This is a genomic window from Pseudomonas sp. DWRC2-2 (assembly GCF_049897885.1).
Classification (GTDB): Bacteria; Pseudomonadota; Gammaproteobacteria; order Pseudomonadales; family Pseudomonadaceae; genus Aquipseudomonas; species Aquipseudomonas azotoformans_A.
This window is the reverse complement of sequence record NZ_JAFCXD010000003.1, coordinates 738,166-756,795: the sequence shown is the minus strand read 5'-3', so window position 1 is coordinate 756,795 and position 18,630 is coordinate 738,166. Positions and strand designations below refer to the sequence as shown.

Sequence of the window (18,630 nt, the reverse complement as noted above, 5' to 3'; positions counted from 1 at the left end):
CAGCGGGAGGCGAATTCTACAGCGTTACACGCTGCTGTCAACACCTCTTTTTCAACTTCCTTTTGGCTTCGATGAACTGAAGCAACCTGCTGCCGAAACCTACATAACTCATTGTTTACCAAGGAGTTTTCCGTTTCGACTGCGCCGGAAGTGGGGCGAATTATAGACGTATGAAATCTGCCGTCAACCCTTGATTTTACTTTTCTATCAATTAGTGAGAATTGATTAAAAAACCACCAATCAACGGCCGCCAGTACCTTCTATGTAGAAGAAAGGATTCAGATAACACCCGCTGCCTTCAGAGCAACCACATTCGCCACACCCAATCCCAATACATCTTGAAGCACCTGAGCCGTATGCTCTCCCAGCAGTGGAGGTGCATTGCGATACTCCACCGGCGTCTTGGACAGCCTTATCGGACTGGCAACCTGAGGCACTATCCCCGCCAGCGCATGAGGCAATGCCATCTCCAACCCACGTGCCTTGACCTGAGGGTCGGCGAACACCTGCGCCAGGTCATTGATTGGCCCACAAGGCACACCGACCCGTTCCAGCTGCGACACCCACTCAGCCGTCGTCTTGAACACCGTCGCCTGACGAATCAAAGGAATCAGCTCCGCCCGATTCGCCACCCGCACCTTATTAGTAGCGAAGCGCGGATCATCCGCCCACTGCGGCTGCCCAGCCACTTCGGCAAACTTACGAAATTGCCCGTTATTACCCACCGTCAAGATGAAGTCACCGTCGGCGGTGGGAAAATCCTGATAAGGCACGATATTCGGATGCGCATTACCCAGCCGTTTAGGCGATGCCCCTGTCGTCAGGTAATTCATCGCCTGGTTGGCCAGGCAGGCCACCTGCACATCCAGTAACGCCATATCGATGTGCTGCCCGCCACCGTCATGATCGCGATGAGCCAGTGCCGCCAGAATCGCCACCGTCGAGTAGAGCCCCGTAAGAATGTCAGTCAGCGCCACACCTACCTTGACCGGGCCTGCACCGTCATCCCCCTCGGGGCGCCCCGTCAGGCTCATAAGTCCGCCCAACCCCTGAATCATGAAGTCATAGCCTGCCCGCGCCGCATAGGGTCCGGTCTGACCAAAGCCCGTGATCGAGCAGTAGATCAACTCGGGGTTGATCTCCTTGAGCGACTCATAGTCCAACCCATAAGCCGCAAGCCCGCCCACCTTGAAGTTTTCAATGAGGATGTCCGACTTGGCCGCCAGCTCACGCACCAGCGCCTGCCCCTCCGGCCGCGTGAAGTCGATTGTCACCGATTGCTTGTTGCGATTGGCCGACAGGTAGTACGCCGCCTCACTGGTGTTCTCGCCGTAGGCATCCTTAAGGAAGGGCGGCCCCCAAGCGCGCGTATCGTCGCCACTGCCCGGTCGCTCGACCTTGATCACTTCAGCCCCAAGGTCCGCAAGGATCTGCCCGGACCAGGGGCCCGCCAGTACTCGCGATAGATCCAGTACACGTAGATGCGAAAGCGCGCCCATGCCGTGCTCCTATTAATAGAACGCCTGAAGACCGGTTTGCGCGCGCCCGAGGATCAGGGCATGCACATCATGAGTACCTTCATAGGTATTCACGACCTCCAGGTTGACCAGGTGACGCGCCACCCCGAACTCATCGGAAATGCCGTTGCCACCGAGCATGTCGCGCGCCATACGCGCGATATCCAGGGATTTGCCGCAGGAGTTGCGCTTCATGATCGAAGTGATTTCAACCGCCGCAGTGCCTTCATCCTTCATACGCCCCAGACGCAGGCAGCCTTGCAAGGCCAGCGTGATCTCGGTCTGCATGTCGGCCAGCTTCTTCTGGATCAGTTGGGTCGCCGCCAATGGACGGCCGAACTGCTGGCGATCCAGTGTGTACTGGCGAGCGGTATGCCAGCAGAACTCGGCAGCACCCAACGCCCCCCAGGAGATGCCATAACGCGCAGAATTAAGGCAGGTAAAAGGCCCCTTCAAGCCGCGCACGTCCGGGAAGATGTTCTCTTCCGGCACGAACACATTGTCCATCACGATCTCACCGGTGATGGAGGCGCGCAGCCCGACCTTGCCGTGAATCGCCGGTGCGCTCAGACCTTTCCAGCCTTTTTCCAGGACAAAGCCCCGGATATCGCCGGCATCGTCCTTGCCCCACACCACAAACACATCCGCAATCGGGCTGTTGGTGATCCACATCTTCGCGCCCGTGAGGCTGTAACCACCCTCTACCTTGCGCGCTCGGGTGATCATCGCACCTGGATCAGACCCATGATTGGGCTCGGTCAGGCCGAAACAGCCGATCCACTCCCCAGACGCCAACTTCGGCAAGTACTTCTGTTTCTGCGCCTCGGTGCCAAACTCATTGATCGGCACCATGACCAGTGACGACTGCACACTCATCATCGAGCGATAGCCGGAGTCGACACGCTCTACTTCGCGGGCAATCAACCCATAACTGACGTAATTCAAGCCGCTGCCGCCGTACTGCTCAGGAATCATCGCACCGAGCAAACCGGTCTCGCCCATCTCGCGGAAAATCGCAGGGTCAGTCTTTTCATGGCGGAAGGCTTCAAGCACACGCGGCGCCAGCTTGTCCTGGGCGAACTGCTCAGCACTGTCGCGCACCATGCGCTCTTCTTCGGTGAGCTGTTGATCCAGCAGCAGTGGATCGATCCAGTTGAAGCTTGCCTTGCCAGCCATGAATAAGTCCTCGCGGAAAGAAACGGAAGTCGTGGAACCAGCCTAGGCCCGACAGGCGAGGAGGGCAAACGAGGTTTCCGCATAGGGTTGTGCTAATTTCTCACTTCGAAACCGACGAAAAGCGCGCATATGCGCTTTACATGTGAGGACACGGTATATGCGTAGGAAAATCCCCAGTACCACCGCCCTTGTCAGTTTTGAAGCCGCGGCCCGCCATGAGAGCTTTACCAAGGCCGCGCACGAGCTTTCGATCACGCAAGGCGCCATCTGTCGACAGATCGCCAGCCTTGAAGAGTTTTTGGGTGTCGAGCTGTTTCGCCGCTCACGGCGCGGGGTAAAACTGACGGAAGCAGGGCTGTCCTACAGCCGTCGCGTTGCCACACAGTTGGACGCAGTGGAGCGCGATACGCTTTCCGTCATGGGTCAACAGGGCGCTAACACTATCGAGCTGGCCGTTGTCCCCACGTTCGGAACTCAATGGTTGATCCCACGCCTCAAGGATTTTCAACACCAGCACCCGGAAGTCACAGTCAACCTGACAAACCGCACACGACCCTTCCTGTTTGCCGACACCGAATTCGACGCCGCCATCTACTTCGGCGATGCCGACTGGTCCGGTACGGAATCGCACCGTTTGATGGGAGAAAATCCCGTCCCCGTGTGCAGCCCTCGACTGCTGGGTAGCAGCACGCAATTCAGCCCTCAGGAAATCGCAGAACTACCCCTCCTTCAGCAAACGACGAGACCCTACGCGTGGCGCCAGTGGTTTAACGCGCAGCAGTTGAGCGTACCCCGCGACATGACAGGCCCTCGTTACGAGCTATTCTCGATGTTGTCCCAAGCCGCCATGCATGACATGGGAATCGCGCTGATCCCGCCGTTCCTTATCCAACGCGAATTGGAGGAGGGCCAACTGATGATTGCGAGTCCCGAAGCGCTGAGCAGCTCGAAGGCTTATTACTTGATGATTCCTGACAGAAAGATCGAATCAGCCTCGATGCACGCATTCAGGGATTGGCTTATCGAACAATCAAAGCGCTACAGTCCTAGTATTTAAAGGTCTAAACTACATTGCTGACTTTGTAGTCAGTAAATTTTAAATCCTACAGATATACGTATATGTCGCATTTCAACAGACTGTATCTGTCAGGCAAAAATAGGGCTCAAAGCCATGATCCATATGGCTTGTAGCGACTAATACAAGCCAATGACCGACTATTCACATCAAAGATGTCAAAAAGCTACAAAAACGCCTACAGGCCTTTAAGACCCTGTATTTGAAGAGGTTATTTCAATGTGTTGCGACAATCAGTCACAGGGTGACTTGTAGTTAATTTTTCGTCACCCGTCATAATCCCTTGATGGCCGTAAAGTTCGCCTGCAAAATGCCGCGCCCCGCTGTCATTTCAGCGGGATCGTGCTGATCGGCCGCCCCAGTTGCGCCACTCGCGGTGCACTGGCCTTTTTACAAAAAGATCAAAAGCAAAAAGATCATGCAGGAGATTTGACGTGCACATTGGTGTTCCTCTCGAAACCCAGACCGGTGAAACGCGGGTGGCTGCCACCCCGGAAACCATCAAGAAGCTGATCGGCCAGGGCCATAAGGTCACTGTACAAAGCGGCGCCGGCATTAAAGCCAGCATCACTGACAGTGCCTATGAAACGGCAGGCGCAACCATTGGCAGTGCCAACGATGCGTTTGGCGCCGAGCTGATCCTCAAGGTGGTTGCCCCCAGCGACAGCGAACTCGCGCTGATCAAAAGCGGCACCGTCTTGGTGGGCATGCTCAACCCCTTCAGCAACGAAACCATCGCCAAGCTGGCTGAGCGGGGCATCACTGCCTTTGCCCTCGAAGCCGCGCCGCGTACCTCTCGGGCTCAAAGCCTCGACGTGCTATCGTCCCAGGCCAACATCGCCGGCTATAAAGCCGTGCTGCTCGCCGCTCATCACTATCCGCGCTTCATGCCGATGTTGATGACTGCTGCCGGCACCGTCAAAGCTGCGCGCGTGTTGATCCTCGGTGCGGGGGTTGCAGGCTTGCAAGCCATCGCCACGGCGAAACGTCTGGGTGCAGTGATCGAAGCGTCTGACGTCCGTCCGGCGGTGAAAGAGCAGATCGAGTCCCTCGGCGCCAAGTTCGTCGACGTGCCCTACGAAACCGATGAAGAACGCGAATGCGCCGTCGGCGTTGGTGGCTACGCCCGTCCGATGCCAACCAGCTGGATGCAGCGCCAGGCCCTGGCGGTGCACGAACGCGCCAAGCAGGCCGACATCGTCATCACCACCGCCCTGATTCCAGGCCGCAAGGCGCCGACCCTGCTCAGCGCCGAAACCGTCGCACAGATGAAGCCCGGCTCCGTGGTGATCGACCTTGCCGCTGCCCAAGGGGGCAACTGCCCACTAACCGTCGCCGACCAGGTCGTGGTGGAAAACGGCGTGATCATCTGCGGCCCGACCAACCTGGCCGGCGCTGTCGCCGCCGATGCATCAGCCTTGTACGCGCGCAACCTGCTGGACTTCCTGAAGCTGGTCTTCACCCAGGAAGGGCAGTTTGAAATCAACCTCGAAGACGACATCGTCGCCGCGTGCCTGATGTGCCGCGACGGGCAAGTCATCCGCAAAAACGCCTAAGCAGGGATTCAGACGATGGAAGAGCTTATCTCCCCCGGTATCTACAACCTGATCATCTTTGTGCTGGCGATTTATGTCGGTTACCACGTGGTCTGGAACGTGACCCCTGCGCTGCACACGCCGTTGATGGCGGTGACCAACGCGATTTCCGCGATTGTGATCGTCGGCGCCATGCTGGCCGCCGCCCTCACAGTGACCCCGTTGGGCAAGACCATGGGCACCCTGGCCGTGGCCCTCGCCGCAGTCAACGTGTTCGGCGGCTTCCTGGTGACTCGTAGGATGCTTGAGATGTTCAAGAAGAAAGCCCCGAAAGTAAAAGAAGAGGCGCCGAAGTAATGAGCATGAATCTGGTAACGACGCTCTACCTGATCGCGTCGATCTGCTTCATCCAGGCCCTCAAAGGCCTGTCGCACCCAACCACGTCGCGACGCGGCAACCTGTTCGGCATGCTCGGCATGGCGCTGGCGGTGCTCACCACCGTGGGCCTCATCTATAAGCTGGGTGCTGAGCTGGCCACAGCGGGTATCGGCTACGTGATCGTCGGCCTGCTGATCGGCGGCACCGCCGGTTCGATCATGGCCAAGCGCGTTGAAATGACCAAGATGCCGGAGCTGGTGGCGTTCATGCACAGCATGATCGGCCTGGCAGCGGTGTTTATCGCCATTGCTGCGGTGGTCGAGCCGCAATCCCTGGGCATCGTCAAACATCTGGGCGACGCAATCCCTGCCGGTAACCGCCTGGAACTGTTCCTCGGCGCGGCCATTGGTGCAATTACCTTCTCCGGTTCGGTGATCGCGTTCGGCAAGCTGTCGGGCAAGTACAAGTTCCGCCTGTTCCAGGGCGCACCGGTACAGTTTGGCGGCCAGCATAAATTGAACCTGGTGCTCGGCCTGCTGACGCTTGGCCTGGGCCTGGCGTTCATGTTCACCGGCAACCTCACCGCCTTCGCGCTGATGCTGGCCTTGGCGTTCGTGCTGGGCGTGCTGATCATCATCCCGATTGGCGGCGCCGACATGCCTGTGGTCGTATCGATGCTCAACAGCTACTCCGGCTGGGCAGCGGCGGGTATCGGTTTCTCGCTGAACAACTCGATGCTGATCATCGCCGGCTCTCTGGTGGGCTCCAGCGGCGCGATCCTGTCGTACATCATGTGCAAGGCGATGAACCGCTCCTTCTTTAATGTACTGCTCGGCGGTTTCGGCAATGCGCCGGATGCAGGTGCCGCAGCCGGCTCCAAAGAAGCGCGCCCAGTGAAGTCCGGCTCGGCTGACGATGCGACCTTCCTGCTGACCAACGCCGACACCGTGATTATCGTTCCAGGCTACGGCCTGGCCGTGGCACGCGCACAGCATGCGCTCAAGGAACTGACCGAGAAGCTGACCCACCACGGCGTCACCGTGAAATACGCGATCCACCCGGTGGCGGGCCGTATGCCTGGCCACATGAACGTGCTGCTCGCCGAGGCCGAAGTGCCTTACGACCAGGTGTTCGAGATGGAAGACATCAACTCCGAGTTCGGCCAGGCCGACGTGGTGCTGGTGTTGGGCGCGAACGACGTGGTCAACCCGGCAGCCAAAAACGATCCGAACTCACCGATCGCGGGAATGCCGATCCTCGAAGCCTTCAAGGCCAAGACCATCATCGTCAACAAACGCTCGATGGCCAGTGGTTATGCCGGCTTGGATAACGAGCTGTTCTACCTGGACAAGACCATGATGGTCTTTGGTGATGCCAAGAAGGTCATCGAAGACATGGTCAAAGCCGTCGAGTAACACTGCTTCAGCGCAATACTCGAAACCCCGGCCTCCAGTAGGCTGGGGTTTTTTATTACCACGTGAAACTCGACCAAAGGCTCTAAATCGCTGTCTGGCATTCGACCATGGTAGCGGGCCGAAATTTTTTGAAATCACTAAACTGCGCACCTTGCTTCCGTAGCCTGAGATAACAATCCATGTACCGTGATCGTATCCGCTTGCCTTCGTTGTTGAACAAGGTCATGAGCGCGGCAGACGCCGCCGCACTGATCGAGGACGGCATGACCGTCGGCATGAGCGGCTTCACCCGTGCCGGTGAAGCCAAGGCCGTCCCCCACGCCCTGGCCGAGCGCGCCAAGACCTCGCCGCTGAAAATCACCCTGATGACCGGTGCCAGCCTGGGCAATGACCTGGACAAGCAACTGACCGAAGCGGGCGTGCTGTCGCGACGCATGCCGTTCCAGGTCGACAGCACCTTGCGCAAGGCGATCAACGCCGGCGAAGTGATGTTTATCGACCAGCACCTGTCGGAAACCGTCGAGCAACTGCGCAACAACCAGCTCAAGTTGCCGGACATTGCGGTGATTGAAGCGGTCGCGATCACTGAGCAGGGTCATATTGTGCCGACAACCTCTGTGGGCAACTCGGCCAGCTTTGCGATTTTCGCCAAGCAGGTGATCGTCGAGATCAACCTGGCGCACAACCCTAACCTAGAAGGGTTACACGACATTTATATCCCGACGTATCGGCCAACCCGTACGCCGATCCCACTGGTGAAGGTCGATGACCGGATCGGCAGCACTGCGATTCCGATTCCACCGGAAAAGATCGTTGCCATCGTTATCACCCACCAGGCCGATTCCGCTTCAACCGTGACGCCGCCTGACAGCGATACCCAAGGCATCGCCAATCACCTGATCAACTTCCTCAAGCAGGAAGTCGACGCCGGCCGCATGACCAACAAACTCGGGCCGTTGCAGGCCGGCATCGGCAACATCGCCAACGCGGTGATGTGTGGCCTGATCGAATCGCCGTTCGAAGACCTGACCATGTATTCGGAAGTGTTGCAGGATTCGACCTTCGACCTGATCGACGCGGGCAAGCTGAGTTTCGCGTCGGGCAGCTCTATCACCCTGTCGGAGCGTCGCAATGCCGATGTGTTCGGCAACCTGGAGAAGTACAAGGACAAACTGGTGCTGCGCCCGCAAGAGATCTCCAACCACCCGGAAGTGGTGCGTCGCTTGGGCATCATCGGTATCAACACCGCGCTGGAGTTTGACATCTACGGCAACGTCAACTCCACCCATGTCTGTGGCACACGGATGATGAACGGTATTGGCGGCTCCGGGGATTTTGCGCGCAATGCGCACCTGGCAATCTTTGTTACCAAGTCCATTGCCAAGGGCGGGGCGATTTCAAGTGTGGTGCCGATGGTCAGCCATGTAGACCACACCGAGCATGACGTCGACATCCTGGTCACCGAGGTTGGGCTTGCCGACCTGCGTGGCCTGGCGCCACGGGAACGGGCGCGGGTGATCATCGACAACTGTGTGCACCCCGCCTACCGCGACGCCCTGAACAGTTACTTCAACGCTGCCTGCGCCATCGGCGGGCACACGCCGCACATCCTGCGTGATGCACTGAGCTGGCACATCAACCTGGAAGAATCCGGGCATATGCTCAAGGCGTAATTGATACAGATCCGGGCTGATGCAAACACAGTTTCATCAGCTCGACATCTCCACCGGCATTTCTTGAAAAAACTGTACTGCTGTACCGGTCATTTCCTACCGAAATATCCCACACGCCACTTCAAAAATGCCTATTTCGCACTACTTTAGTGCGGACAGGTACAGTTGCCCCATTTCCGTACAGTACAGCCCCTATAAACAGTTAACTGGCCCCTCACAATACAGGTGAACTGTATCTAGAGAGTCTTGCGCCGGAAGAGGATCATTGGCATCAGTTAAACCACTACCTAATCCCGCCACAAGCGGAAGGATGTCATCATGGAACGTACACTCAGTTCCGATCTGTTCTTCGAAGAAAAAGCTGTAAACACCCAGGCCTCTCTGCCTCTGCGCGTTATCGCCAACCTGATGTTGTGGCAGCGCCGCATCTCCAGCCGCCACCAACTGGCTCGCCTGGACTCGCGTCTGCTGGCTGACGCAGGCATCAGCGAAGCTCAACGCTACGAAGAGCTGAGCAAGCCGTTCTGGCGCTGATTTAGCGCTCGCTGGCCCTGACCTACCTGGTCCACCGCCAGCACCCTGATTTGTCAAAGCAAAGCCCGCCACGGGAAACCGGAGGCGGGCTTTGCTGTTTTCGGGGTTTGGGTTTTCAACCGGAAAACAGTGGCATGATTCGACGACAGGTACAGTTTAAAAAATACAACAGTTAAGCAGTACAATTTAACTTCAGTGTATCTGTATCGGTCACATCCCCTCGCTCAACATGGTGCTCCAAGACCTCATGAAAGGTGCTCGCCATGGATACGCCGTCCCCCCGCTATAAACGGTTGTTACGCAAAGCGGCCTCGACCGTGGCCAAATGGCTGCGCCAGGCCTATGAACGACGCCAGCTGTCGCAGCTAGATAGCCGTGAACTGTCCGACCTGGGCATCAGCCCTGGCGACCGAATGAACGAGCTGTCCAAACCGTTCTGGCGTGACTAGGCAGTCAAGACGCTTCCCGAACGGATAAACGGCGGCTTAATATCCAGTCACCACGTGGCGAACCGCGTAGTACAGGCGTCTGATCCCCAATGGCTGCCCTGCGCCACCTTATCCGTTCATCTACAGGAGTCATCCCATGTCCCGTCTTCGCCTGCTGAGTGCCGCCGCCCTGTTGGCCCTGGCTGCCAACGCCAACGCGACCAGCTTCATCGTGACCACCGACTCCATCGTCGGCGCGCTGAAAGCCACCTCCGACGCCAGCTCCGATGCCACCTCGTCCCTGCGCGACAACAAAGTCGTACGCGCTGCCCGTGACGACGCCGCCAGCTTTGTTGCCAGCGAAGGCGCCATCCGTGGCGTGAAACTGGAAAGCGCCCTGGCCCAGATCCGCCAACAAGCGCCGCAGCTGAACACCGCAACTGACGCACAGCTGGCCCAGGCCATCCTGGCGATCTGAATGCAGGGCTGATGCCTGGGCGCTGGCTCTCGCCCGGTCATTACGCTAGCCTTGGCGCTCGTTTTCAGTTGTCGAGTCCCATGGCTTTTTCATACCGCCTGTTAATAGTTCCTGTATTGCTTTGCGCCGCCTGGTCGCCCTTGGCTTCGGCCTTCGACCTGACCACGCAGAGCACCGTCGCCAGTGCGTACGCCACCAGCAAGGTGACTTCCGCACCCTTCGACAGAAAAGTGATAATGGCCGCCCAGGATGACGCTGCCGCGTTTATCGCCACTGGCGGCCAATGGCGGGGGGCACGGTTGGAGTCAGCGCTGGATTATCTGCGCCGCAGCCAACCAAAACTTAACGCCAGCGACCTTGAACTGGCGCAAGCAATTCTCGTCCAATAATCATCTCTGTATTCCATCTTTGTATTTGGAGTTATTCCATGCGTAGCCCGCTGATTGCCGCCACCCTTGGCCTGCTGTTGTTGGCCGACGTTGCCCAGGCACAGACCCTGGTGGCCACCAGTAACATCATTGTTCGCGCCTCTGGCCGCACCATTGATTTCACCTCGGACACCACCACCTCCATCCGCGACTCCAAAGTCGTGCGCGAAGCCCACGATGACGCTGCCAGCTTCGTCGCTACCAACGGCGAAATCCGTGGCGCACGCCTGGAAGCCGCCTTCGACACCCTGCGCACCCGTCTGCCGGAAGCCCGCGACGCCAGTGACCAGACCCTCGCCGAAGCTATCCTCGCACTGTGAGGCGAATGGCCGCCTGGCTCCTGGCCGGGGTTGTGCTGCTGTGTGCCAGCGCAGCCCAAGCCGACCTGCAGTTGCGGCTCAAGACCGAGGGCTTGAGCCCGGCTGAACAGCAGGCGAGCCAGGCGTTGCTCGATGAAGCGATGCGCGCTTTGCCGCCGCGCTTCATCGAGCAGCTGGACCGGCGCATCGATGTCGGCTGGACCGACAAGATGCCCGAGAACGCCTACGGGCAAGCCTCCCTGGTGTCCGAGCTGGACCTCAATCGCAACCTGCTTAGCAGCCTGACCGACGGCAGCGCCGCCACCCAGAAAACCAACCGCCCCCATGGCACCGTGCGCCGCGAAATGCTCGCCACCGTACTGCATGAGCTGACCCACATTTATGACCGTGCACGCCTGTGGTCGAAAGCAGACCGTGCATTGATCAACCGCTGCAGCCGCCAGAACAACATCACCGGCTTGATCGGCCTGCCGGATCAATGCCGGGGCCAGAATGACCGACGCTTTACCCTCAGCGATGACCCCCGCCTGCTGGACCTTGCCGGCTGGCCGCAATACGTCGGCCGTCGTGGCGAGCGCGAACAAAACAACCATCAGGTCGCGCGCAGCCCGGACATCTACGAAACCACCAGCCCGTTGGAATTCGTCGCGGTCAACATGGAGTACTTCCTGCTTGACCCAAGCTACGCCTGTCGCCGCCCCTCACTGTTCCGTTACTACAAAGAACACTTTGGCTGGGCGCCGCCCAATCAAGACGCCTGCGCCAACACCTATGCATTCCTGAACGCCGGCAACGATTTCGCCAAGACGCCGCTGGGCCATGTCGACCCGGAGCGCGTCTACGAAATCGACTACCTGCTGGCCGAAGCCAACCAGAACCTGGTGAGCCGCTGGGGCCACAGCATGTTGCGCCTGGTGATCTGCGCGCCAGGTCGGCCGCGCGGGCCGGATTGTCGGCTGGATCTGGACCAGCACCTGGTGTTGTCCTACCGCGCATTTGTCGGTGACGTACAGCTGTCGAGCTGGGACGGCCTGGTCGGCAAATACCCGTCGCGCCTGTTTGTGCTGCCGCTGGCGCAAGTGATCGACGAGTACACCAAGACCGAGTTGCGCGGCCTGGCCTCCGTGCCGTTGAAACTGACCCGCCAGGAAATCAACGACACCGTCGAGCATGCCGCCGAAATGCACTGGAGCTACGACGGCAACTACTTCTTCATTTCCAACAACTGTGCAGTGGAGAGCCTGAAGCTGTTACGCAGCGGCAGCGCCAACCCGCAACTGACCGGTCTGGACAACATCACGCCCAACGGTTTGCTCGAAGTACTGAGCGCCCGAGGCCTGGCCGACACCAGCGTACTGGACGACAAACGCAGGGCATTGCGCCTCGGTTATCACTTCGACTCCTTCCGCGAACGCTACCAGGCGATGTTCGATGTGCTGCGCAAGCATTTGCCGATCAAACAGACCCAGGTCGAAGACTGGCTGTCCCTCAGCGCAGAGGAGCGCCGTCAGTGGTTCGGCCAAGCCGACCTGCGCACCAGTGCTGCGCTGTTGCTGCTCGAGCAGGCGAGCTTTCGCAAGCAGTTGATGCTGGCCCAGGACGAAGTCAAGCAACGGTACCTCGGCGCCCGCGAGCTGAAAAACGGCGGCATGGAGAAAGCCAACGCCACGCTGCAACAGATCCTCGCCAACAGCGGCTTCCTCAGCCGCCCGGCAGAACTCCTGGGCAGCGGCGGCTATGGCCTGCCGCAACCTTCGGAAGCCAAGCGCCTGGAATCGGAAAGCGCCGAGCGCCAGAAGCAACTGCAATCACTGACTGGCGAGTTGGATAAAGAGGTGAGGGCGCTGCTGGATCCCTCGCGCTCCGCCGAGATTGCCGCCTGCGAAGCCAACCTCAAGCAGGTGGGAGAGCATTTGCGGGCATTGCATAAGGCGGCGGGCGGCCTCGAACTGCCCTGAAACGTCGAACAACCCTTCATCACCCTTTCAGCCGGCGAAAGCTGGCTGAAAGCTTACCCGTCTAGGATCGCCCCCACTGCCGGCAACAGACCGGCTGTTAACAACAACAATGGTGATTCCCGATGTCCGCTCGTACCCGCCTGTTCGCCCCAACTCCACCCGTGCGCCTCGTGCCTTTCGTTCTGCGCTGACCCCCACTCGGTTCGCCATTCCCTAGCCGCGCTACGCCTGGAGTATTCCTATGCTGACTTTCCTTGGCTTTGCCATGGTCATCACGTTCATGTTCCTGATCATGACCAAGCGCCTGTCCGCGCTGATCGCCCTGATCATCGTGCCGATCCTGTTCGCGCTGTTCGGCGGTTTCGCGCCTGAGATCGGCCCGATGATGCTTGCGGGTATCACCAAGCTCGCGCCGACCGGCGTGATGCTGATGTTCGCCATTCTCTACTTTGCCCTGATGATCGACTCCGGCCTGTTCGACCCGGCCGTGCGCAAGATCCTCAAGATGGTCAAGGGCGACCCGCTGAAAGTCTCGGTCGGCACCGCGGTGCTGGCCCTGGTCGTGTCCCTCGACGGTGACGGCGCCACCACCTACATGATCTGCGTGGCCGCCATGCTGCCGCTGTACCAGCGCATCGGCATGAGCCCGCGGATCATGGCCGGCCTGATCATCCTCGCCGGTGGCGTGATGAACATGACCCCCTGGGGTGGCCCGACCGCCCGCGCCGCCAGTGCGTTGCATGTGGACCCATCGGACATTTTCGTACCGATGATCCCGGCCATGGCCGCCGGCGTCGTCGCCATCCTGGTGATCGCCTACATGTACGGCCTGCGCGAGCGTGCACGCCTGGGTGAATTACACCTGCAAGGCGACGAGATCGACCACAGCGAAATCAGCGTGTCGCAATTCCCGGACGCCCGGCGTCCGAAGCTGATCTGGTTCAACGGCGCCCTGACCTTTGCCCTGATGTGCACACTGATTGCGGGCCTGTTGCCACTGCCGGTGCTGTTCATGGTGGCGTTCAGTATCGCGATGATCGTCAACTACCCATGCCTGCAGATGCAAAAAGACCGCGTCGCCGCACACTCTGGCAGCGTACTGGCGGTGGTAGGGCTGATCTTTGCGGCCGGTATCTTCACCGGCATCCTGTCGGGTACCGGCATGGTCGATGCCATGTCCAAGAGCCTGCTGGCCGTCATCCCTGAGGCGCTGGGCCCGTACCTGGCCGTGATCACCGCGCTGGTGAGCATGCCGTTTACGTTCTTCATGTCCAACGATGCGTTCTACTATGGCGTACTGCCCGTACTCGCCGAAGCCGCCAGCCACTACGGCATCACGGCTGCAGAAATGGGTCGTGCGTCGATCGTCGGCCAACCTGTGCACCTGTTGAGCCCGCTGGTACCCTCGACCTACCTGCTGGTCGCTTTGGCCGGTATCGAGTTTGGCGATCACCAGCGCTTTACCCTCAAGTGGGCAGTACTGGTGTGCCTGTGCATAATGGTCGCCGCGTTGCTGATGGGGATTATTCCGCTGTTCAGCACTCTATAATCGTACCAACTCAACCGCGCGGCGCTGCAGCTTGCGCGGTTTAACACTTGCTCAAAGGAATACACATGGAATGGCTGACCAATCCGGAGATCTGGATTGCCTTCTTCACCCTGACGGCCCTCGAGATCGTCCTGGGCATCGATAACATCATCATGATTTCGATCCTGGTCAGCCGCATGCCCAAGCACATGCAGGCGCGGACCCGGATCTTCGGCCTGGCGCTGGCCATGGTCACGCGCATCCTGCTGCTGCTGTCGATCACCTGGGTGATGCAACTGACCGCTGACCTGTTCGTGGTGTTCGGCCAGGGCATTTCCGGTCGCGACCTGATCCTGTTCTTCGGTGGCCTGTTCCTGCTGTGGAAAAGCTCCCAGGAGATGTACCACGCGCTGGAAGGTGAAGACGAAACCCACGACGAGCCGAAGGGCGCCGGTGGCAAGTTCATCTACACCATCATCCAGATCGCCATCATCGATATCGTGTTCTCCCTGGACTCGGTGATCACCGCCGTCGGCATGGTGTCCCATGTCCCGGTCATGGTCGCGGCGATTGTCGTGGCGGTACTGGTGATGATGCTGGCGGCCGGCACCATCAGCGAATTCATCGACAAGCACCCGTCGCTGAAGATGCTGGCGCTGTCGTTCCTGCTGGTGGTGGGTACCGTGCTGATCGCCGAATCCTTCGATGTGCACGTGCCAAAAGGCTACGTCTACTTCGCCATGGCGTTCTCGCTGGCGGTGGAAGCGGTGAACATCAAGATGCGCACCGCCATCGCGAAAAAGAAAAAACAGCAGGACCCGGTGAAACTGCGCAAAGACATTCCGGGTCAATAAACCCGAGCCAGACAAAAAGGGGCTTTTATAAGCCCCTTTTTTGCATGCGCAAAAAGCTGATTTCATGACAGTTTTGTTTCAATCCCCACTTTAGCTATGCGATGCTGGCGCAGAGCCCATTCGCCAACTACAGCTTAAATACAAGACGTAGAGCGGCACGCGGCAACTTTCCTTCGCTCACTTTAGAGCGCACCCACACGGGGGGCCGAGCATGCTGACCTTGCTCAATCTGCTTTCCGCCGTGACCCTGCTGATCTGGGGCACGCACATCGTCCGTACCGGCATCCTGCGGGTCTACGGTTCCAACCTGCGCCAAGTCATCGGGCAGAACATGTCCAAGCGCTGGCTGGCGTTTATCGCCGGTATCCTGGTGACGGCCATGGTGCAGAGCAGCAACGCCACGGCGATGCTGGTGACCTCCTTTGTCGGCCAGGGCCTGATGGGGCTGATGCCCGCCCTGGCGACCATGCTCGGCGCCGATGTCGGTACGGCGCTCATGGCGCGGGTGTTGACGTTCGATTTGTCATGGCTGTCGCCGCTGCTGATTTTTCTCGGGGTGATCTTCTTCCTGTCACGCAAACAAACGCGGGCAGGACAGTTGGGCCGCGTGGGAATCGGCCTCGGCTTGATCATTCTTGCGCTGCAACTGATTGTCGAAGCCGCCGGGCCGATCACCCATGCCCAGGGCGTGAAAGTGCTCTTCGCGTCGTTGACCGGCGACATCTTGCTCGACGCCCTGGTCGGCGCCTTGTTCGCAATGATTTCCTACTCCAGCCTGGCCGCCGTCCTACTTACCGCGACTCTGGCCGGCGCAGGCGTGATCGGCTTGCATGTCGCGATCGGGCTGGTGATCGGCGCCAACATCGGCAGCGGCGTGTTGGCCTTCCTCAGTACCAGCATGCAGAACGCCGCCGGACGCCAGGTCGCGCTGGGCAGCCTGTTGTACAAATTGATCGGCCTGTTGCTGATCATTCCTGTGCTGGACCCGCTGGTGCTGTGGATGGATGGCTTGGACTACAGCGCCCAAGGCATGGTCATCACCTTCCACCTGCTCTACAACGTCAGCCGTTGCCTGATCCTGTTGCCCACCATCGGCCCCATGGCAAAACTATGCGCCTGGCTGCTGCCCGAGCGTGAAGAGGTCAACGGCAAAGCCAAGCCGCGCCATCTGGACCTGACGGCACTCAGCACCCCAAGCCTGGCCCTGGCCAACGCCGCCCGTGAAACCCTGCGCCTGGGCGACCTGATCGACAACATGCTCACCGCCATGCAGGAAGTGCTGCGCGGCAAACAGACCGCCATCACTCAGGAAATGCGCAGCCTCAGTGATGATGTCGAATCGCTGTACAGCGCGATCAAGCTCTACCTGGCGCAAATGCCCCGCGAAGACCTCAGTGAACAGGACAGCCGCCGCTGGGCCGAAATCATCGAGCTGTCGATCAACCTGAAACTGGCCGGCGACCTGATCGAACGCATGCTGCGCAAAGTCCAGCAGCAGAAAACTTCCCAGCGTCGCCAATTCTCCGAAGTGGGTCTGGAAGAACTCACCGGCCTGCACAGCCAGTTGATCGCCAACCTACGCCTGGGCCTGTCGGTGTTCCTCAGCGCAGACCCGGAAAGCGCCCGCCAACTGCTGCGCGAAAAACGCCGATTCCGCGCCCAGGAACGCCGCCTGGCCCACGCCCACGTGAGTCGCCTGCAGCGAAAAATCGTACAGAGCCTGGAGACCAGCTCCCTACACCTGGAGCTGATTGCGGACATGAAACGCCTCAACTCGTTGTTTTGCAGCAGTGCTTATGTAGTGTTGGAAACGTCCGACACCGGCGCGCTCTCCGCCGAAGATATTGCCGACATCACACATTCGCCCTGAACGTACTATGGCCCGTGAAGTCAGTTAAAACTGACCTCACTCGCCAGGAAGCTTGTTATGCGTCGCCTGTTGTTCGCCTGCCTGCTCATGGGTGCTGCCCATGCCTTCGCCTTTGACCGCCTGCAAGTCGAGGGCTACACCTTGCCCAATGGCCTGCAATTGCTGCTCAAACCGGGCACCGAACGCGGGCATGTGGCGATCCGCCTGGTGGTGGGCGTGGGCCTGGACGACTTCAGTTGCGAGGACAAAGAGCTGCCGCACCTGCTGGAACACTTGCTGTTCAGCGGCATCGACGGTGGTGGAGAAGGTGAGCTGGAAGACCGCATGCAGGCGCTGGGCGGCGAGTGGAACGCCTATACCAGCAACGCCGACACCACCTTCGTGATCGAGGCGCCTGCGCAAAACCAGCGCAAGGTGCTGGACCTGCTGCTGGCGATCCTCACCCGCACCGAATTGACCGACGCCAATATCGACGCCGCCAAGCGGGTGGTAGAGCGCGAAGACGGCGGCCACTACTCACACCTGCAACGCCTGCTGGATCGCCAGGACCTGGGCCACACCGCCAGCAATCAACTGGCCGTCGAACTGGGCCTCAAATGCGCCGAACGCGCTGAGGTCGACCATCTGACCCGCGACCAACTGGAGAGCCTACGCAAAAACTGGTACGCCCCCAACAACATGACCCTGATCATCGTCGGTGACCTCGACAAACTGCTGCCAGCCTATCTGGAACGCACCTATGGCCAGCTCGACCCGGTCGAGCCCCGGGAACACCCGGCACTCCCGGAAATCCAGCACGCCGCTGCCGCCCACCGCGAACTGATCCACGGCTGGGTCGGCGATAGCGCCAAGCTGCACTGGTTGTTCCCTGAACCTGTGCTGGACGAAGGGCATGACGAAACCTACGACCTGCTCAAGGACTACCTCGACTGGGCGCTGTACCGTCAACTGCGCCTCAAGCACGGTTTGTCCTACGGCCCGTGGAGCGAACGCGAAGTGCTTGGCGGCGTCGGCTTCCTCAGCCTGAATGCCGACCTTGAGCGGGAAAACCTCCCCGAAGCCGAACAGGTCCTCCAGGACCTCAGGGCGCAGTTGCTCAAAGAAGGCCTCGACCCGGCGGTGTTTGCCCGCCTGCAACAAGCCGCGGTCGCCCGCCAGGCCTGGGCCGTGCAGGGCAACAGCGCATTGGCCGACTATTACTGGAGCGCTTCCGGTGACTACAACAATGGTCACTTCAGCGACCCGGTCAAACGCATCAAGGCCGTAAGCCTGGACCAGACCAACCAGGCCATGCGCCAAGTGTTCAAGCAACCCGGTTACTGGCGCATCGAGAAACCGCTGCTCAGTTACGACCTGCTCAGTTGGATCGGCGCCGGTCTACTCGGGCTGATCGCCTTTGTGTTGATCGGCGTGCGGCGTTATCGCAAACGGATCGCGTAATGACGCAACGGATGACGGGCTAA

Annotated in this window: 17 protein-coding genes; 15 read left to right on the top strand and 2 right to left on the bottom strand. The window is 59.5% G+C overall.

The window, feature by feature from the left end; genetic code table 11:
- Nucleotides 1-278 precede the first annotated feature (278 nt).
- Both ACP7EW_RS18820 and ACP7EW_RS18815 read right to left on the bottom strand, forming a co-directional pair.
- A complete protein-coding gene (locus tag ACP7EW_RS18820; protein WP_426218841.1) occupies nt 279-1,499 on the bottom strand; it encodes a CaiB/BaiF CoA transferase family protein in 1,221 nt (406 codons plus the stop codon).
- Nucleotides 1,500-1,511: 12 nt separating this feature from the next.
- On the bottom strand, nt 1,512-2,693 hold the full coding sequence (locus ACP7EW_RS18815; protein ID WP_010207882.1) for an acyl-CoA dehydrogenase: 1,182 nt from the start codon (nt 2,691-2,693) through the stop codon (nt 1,512-1,514).
- A 157-nt stretch (nt 2,694-2,850) separates the two neighbouring features.
- Here ACP7EW_RS18815 and ACP7EW_RS18810 point away from each other — a divergent pair, with 157 nt between their 5' ends.
- From ACP7EW_RS18810 to ACP7EW_RS18740, 15 genes are all read left to right on the top strand, one after another.
- A complete protein-coding gene (locus tag ACP7EW_RS18810) occupies nt 2,851-3,750 on the top strand; it encodes a LysR family transcriptional regulator (RefSeq protein ID WP_426218838.1) in 900 nt (299 codons plus the stop codon).
- 452 nt (nt 3,751-4,202) lie between these two features.
- Nucleotides 4,203-5,324: a Re/Si-specific NAD(P)(+) transhydrogenase subunit alpha gene (locus ACP7EW_RS18805; protein WP_038851152.1), complete on the top strand. Its 1,122-nt coding sequence runs from the start codon at nt 4,203-4,205 to the stop codon at nt 5,322-5,324.
- 15 nt (nt 5,325-5,339) lie between these two features.
- Nucleotides 5,340-5,660: an NAD(P) transhydrogenase subunit alpha gene (locus tag ACP7EW_RS18800; RefSeq protein ID WP_003187417.1), complete on the top strand. Its 321-nt coding sequence runs from the start codon at nt 5,340-5,342 to the stop codon at nt 5,658-5,660.
- Nucleotides 5,660-7,096, top strand: coding sequence for an NAD(P)(+) transhydrogenase (Re/Si-specific) subunit beta (locus ACP7EW_RS18795; protein WP_269132438.1), 1,437 nt, complete (start codon nt 5,660-5,662; stop codon nt 7,094-7,096). The genes ACP7EW_RS18800 and ACP7EW_RS18795 overlap by 1 nt, the downstream gene beginning before the upstream one ends.
- Before the next feature lie 179 nt (nt 7,097-7,275).
- Nucleotides 7,276-8,769, top strand: a complete 1,494-nt coding sequence (locus ACP7EW_RS18790) for an acetyl-CoA hydrolase/transferase family protein (RefSeq protein ID WP_426218836.1) — start codon at nt 7,276-7,278, stop codon at nt 8,767-8,769.
- 318 nt (nt 8,770-9,087) lie between these two features.
- Nucleotides 9,088-9,303 carry a DUF1127 domain-containing protein gene (locus tag ACP7EW_RS18785; RefSeq protein WP_010168694.1) on the top strand — a complete coding sequence of 72 codons (216 nt, stop codon included), beginning with the start codon at nt 9,088-9,090 and terminating at the stop codon, nt 9,301-9,303.
- A gap of 263 nt (nt 9,304-9,566) precedes the next feature.
- A complete protein-coding gene (locus tag ACP7EW_RS18780) occupies nt 9,567-9,752 on the top strand; it encodes a DUF1127 domain-containing protein (RefSeq protein WP_426218834.1) in 186 nt (61 codons plus the stop codon).
- Nucleotides 9,753-9,888: 136 nt separating this feature from the next.
- Nucleotides 9,889-10,209, top strand: a complete 321-nt coding sequence (locus tag ACP7EW_RS18775) for a DUF2388 domain-containing protein (RefSeq protein WP_025854295.1) — start codon at nt 9,889-9,891, stop codon at nt 10,207-10,209.
- Nucleotides 10,210-10,289: 80 nt separating this feature from the next.
- The gene (locus tag ACP7EW_RS18770) at nt 10,290-10,598 is read left to right on the top strand and encodes a DUF2388 domain-containing protein (protein ID WP_426218831.1); all 309 of its coding nucleotides are present in this window, start codon (nt 10,290-10,292) and stop codon (nt 10,596-10,598) included.
- A 38-nt stretch (nt 10,599-10,636) separates the two neighbouring features.
- The gene (locus ACP7EW_RS18765; protein WP_034110655.1) at nt 10,637-10,957 is read left to right on the top strand and encodes a DUF2388 domain-containing protein; all 321 of its coding nucleotides are present in this window, start codon (nt 10,637-10,639) and stop codon (nt 10,955-10,957) included.
- The gene (locus ACP7EW_RS18760; RefSeq protein WP_426218829.1) at nt 10,954-12,915 is read left to right on the top strand and encodes a DUF4105 domain-containing protein; all 1,962 of its coding nucleotides are present in this window, start codon (nt 10,954-10,956) and stop codon (nt 12,913-12,915) included. The genes ACP7EW_RS18765 and ACP7EW_RS18760 overlap by 4 nt, the downstream gene beginning before the upstream one ends.
- 241 nt (nt 12,916-13,156) lie before the next feature.
- A complete protein-coding gene (locus ACP7EW_RS18755; RefSeq protein WP_016978810.1) occupies nt 13,157-14,464 on the top strand; it encodes a CitMHS family transporter in 1,308 nt (435 codons plus the stop codon).
- A gap of 65 nt (nt 14,465-14,529) precedes the next feature.
- Nucleotides 14,530-15,297 (top strand): TerC family protein, encoded by a 768-nt coding sequence (locus ACP7EW_RS18750; RefSeq protein WP_014716354.1) that lies wholly within the window; start codon nt 14,530-14,532, stop codon nt 15,295-15,297.
- A 211-nt stretch (nt 15,298-15,508) separates the two neighbouring features.
- A complete protein-coding gene (locus tag ACP7EW_RS18745) occupies nt 15,509-17,167 on the top strand; it encodes a Na/Pi cotransporter family protein (RefSeq protein WP_016978808.1) in 1,659 nt (552 codons plus the stop codon).
- A 57-nt stretch (nt 17,168-17,224) separates the two neighbouring features.
- Nucleotides 17,225-18,607, top strand: a complete 1,383-nt coding sequence (locus ACP7EW_RS18740) for a M16 family metallopeptidase (protein ID WP_426218827.1) — start codon at nt 17,225-17,227, stop codon at nt 18,605-18,607.
- Nucleotides 18,608-18,630 lie beyond the last annotated feature (23 nt).

What these genes read in the sequence shown, in the direction of transcription:
- ACP7EW_RS18820 (WP_426218841.1), bottom strand. Translation starts at nt 1,499, where the DNA reads ATGGGCGCGCTTTCGCATCTACGTGTACTGGATCTATCGCGAGTACTG.
- ACP7EW_RS18815 (WP_010207882.1), bottom strand. Translation starts at nt 2,693, where the DNA reads ATGGCTGGCAAGGCAAGCTTCAACTGGATCGATCCACTGCTGCTGGAT.
- ACP7EW_RS18810 (WP_426218838.1), top strand. Translation starts at nt 2,851, where the DNA reads ATGCGTAGGAAAATCCCCAGTACCACCGCCCTTGTCAGTTTTGAAGCC.
- ACP7EW_RS18800 (WP_003187417.1), top strand. Translation starts at nt 5,340, where the DNA reads ATGGAAGAGCTTATCTCCCCCGGTATCTACAACCTGATCATCTTTGTG.
- ACP7EW_RS18795 (WP_269132438.1), top strand. Translation starts at nt 5,660, where the DNA reads ATGAGCATGAATCTGGTAACGACGCTCTACCTGATCGCGTCGATCTGC.
- ACP7EW_RS18790 (WP_426218836.1), top strand. Translation starts at nt 7,276, where the DNA reads ATGTACCGTGATCGTATCCGCTTGCCTTCGTTGTTGAACAAGGTCATG.
- ACP7EW_RS18785 (WP_010168694.1), top strand. Translation starts at nt 9,088, where the DNA reads ATGGAACGTACACTCAGTTCCGATCTGTTCTTCGAAGAAAAAGCTGTA.
- ACP7EW_RS18780 (WP_426218834.1), top strand. Translation starts at nt 9,567, where the DNA reads ATGGATACGCCGTCCCCCCGCTATAAACGGTTGTTACGCAAAGCGGCC.
- ACP7EW_RS18775 (WP_025854295.1), top strand. Translation starts at nt 9,889, where the DNA reads ATGTCCCGTCTTCGCCTGCTGAGTGCCGCCGCCCTGTTGGCCCTGGCT.
- ACP7EW_RS18770 (WP_426218831.1), top strand. Translation starts at nt 10,290, where the DNA reads ATGGCTTTTTCATACCGCCTGTTAATAGTTCCTGTATTGCTTTGCGCC.
- ACP7EW_RS18765 (WP_034110655.1), top strand. Translation starts at nt 10,637, where the DNA reads ATGCGTAGCCCGCTGATTGCCGCCACCCTTGGCCTGCTGTTGTTGGCC.
- ACP7EW_RS18755 (WP_016978810.1), top strand. Translation starts at nt 13,157, where the DNA reads ATGCTGACTTTCCTTGGCTTTGCCATGGTCATCACGTTCATGTTCCTG.
- ACP7EW_RS18750 (WP_014716354.1), top strand. Translation starts at nt 14,530, where the DNA reads ATGGAATGGCTGACCAATCCGGAGATCTGGATTGCCTTCTTCACCCTG.
- ACP7EW_RS18745 (WP_016978808.1), top strand. Translation starts at nt 15,509, where the DNA reads ATGCTGACCTTGCTCAATCTGCTTTCCGCCGTGACCCTGCTGATCTGG.
- ACP7EW_RS18740 (WP_426218827.1), top strand. Translation starts at nt 17,225, where the DNA reads ATGCGTCGCCTGTTGTTCGCCTGCCTGCTCATGGGTGCTGCCCATGCC.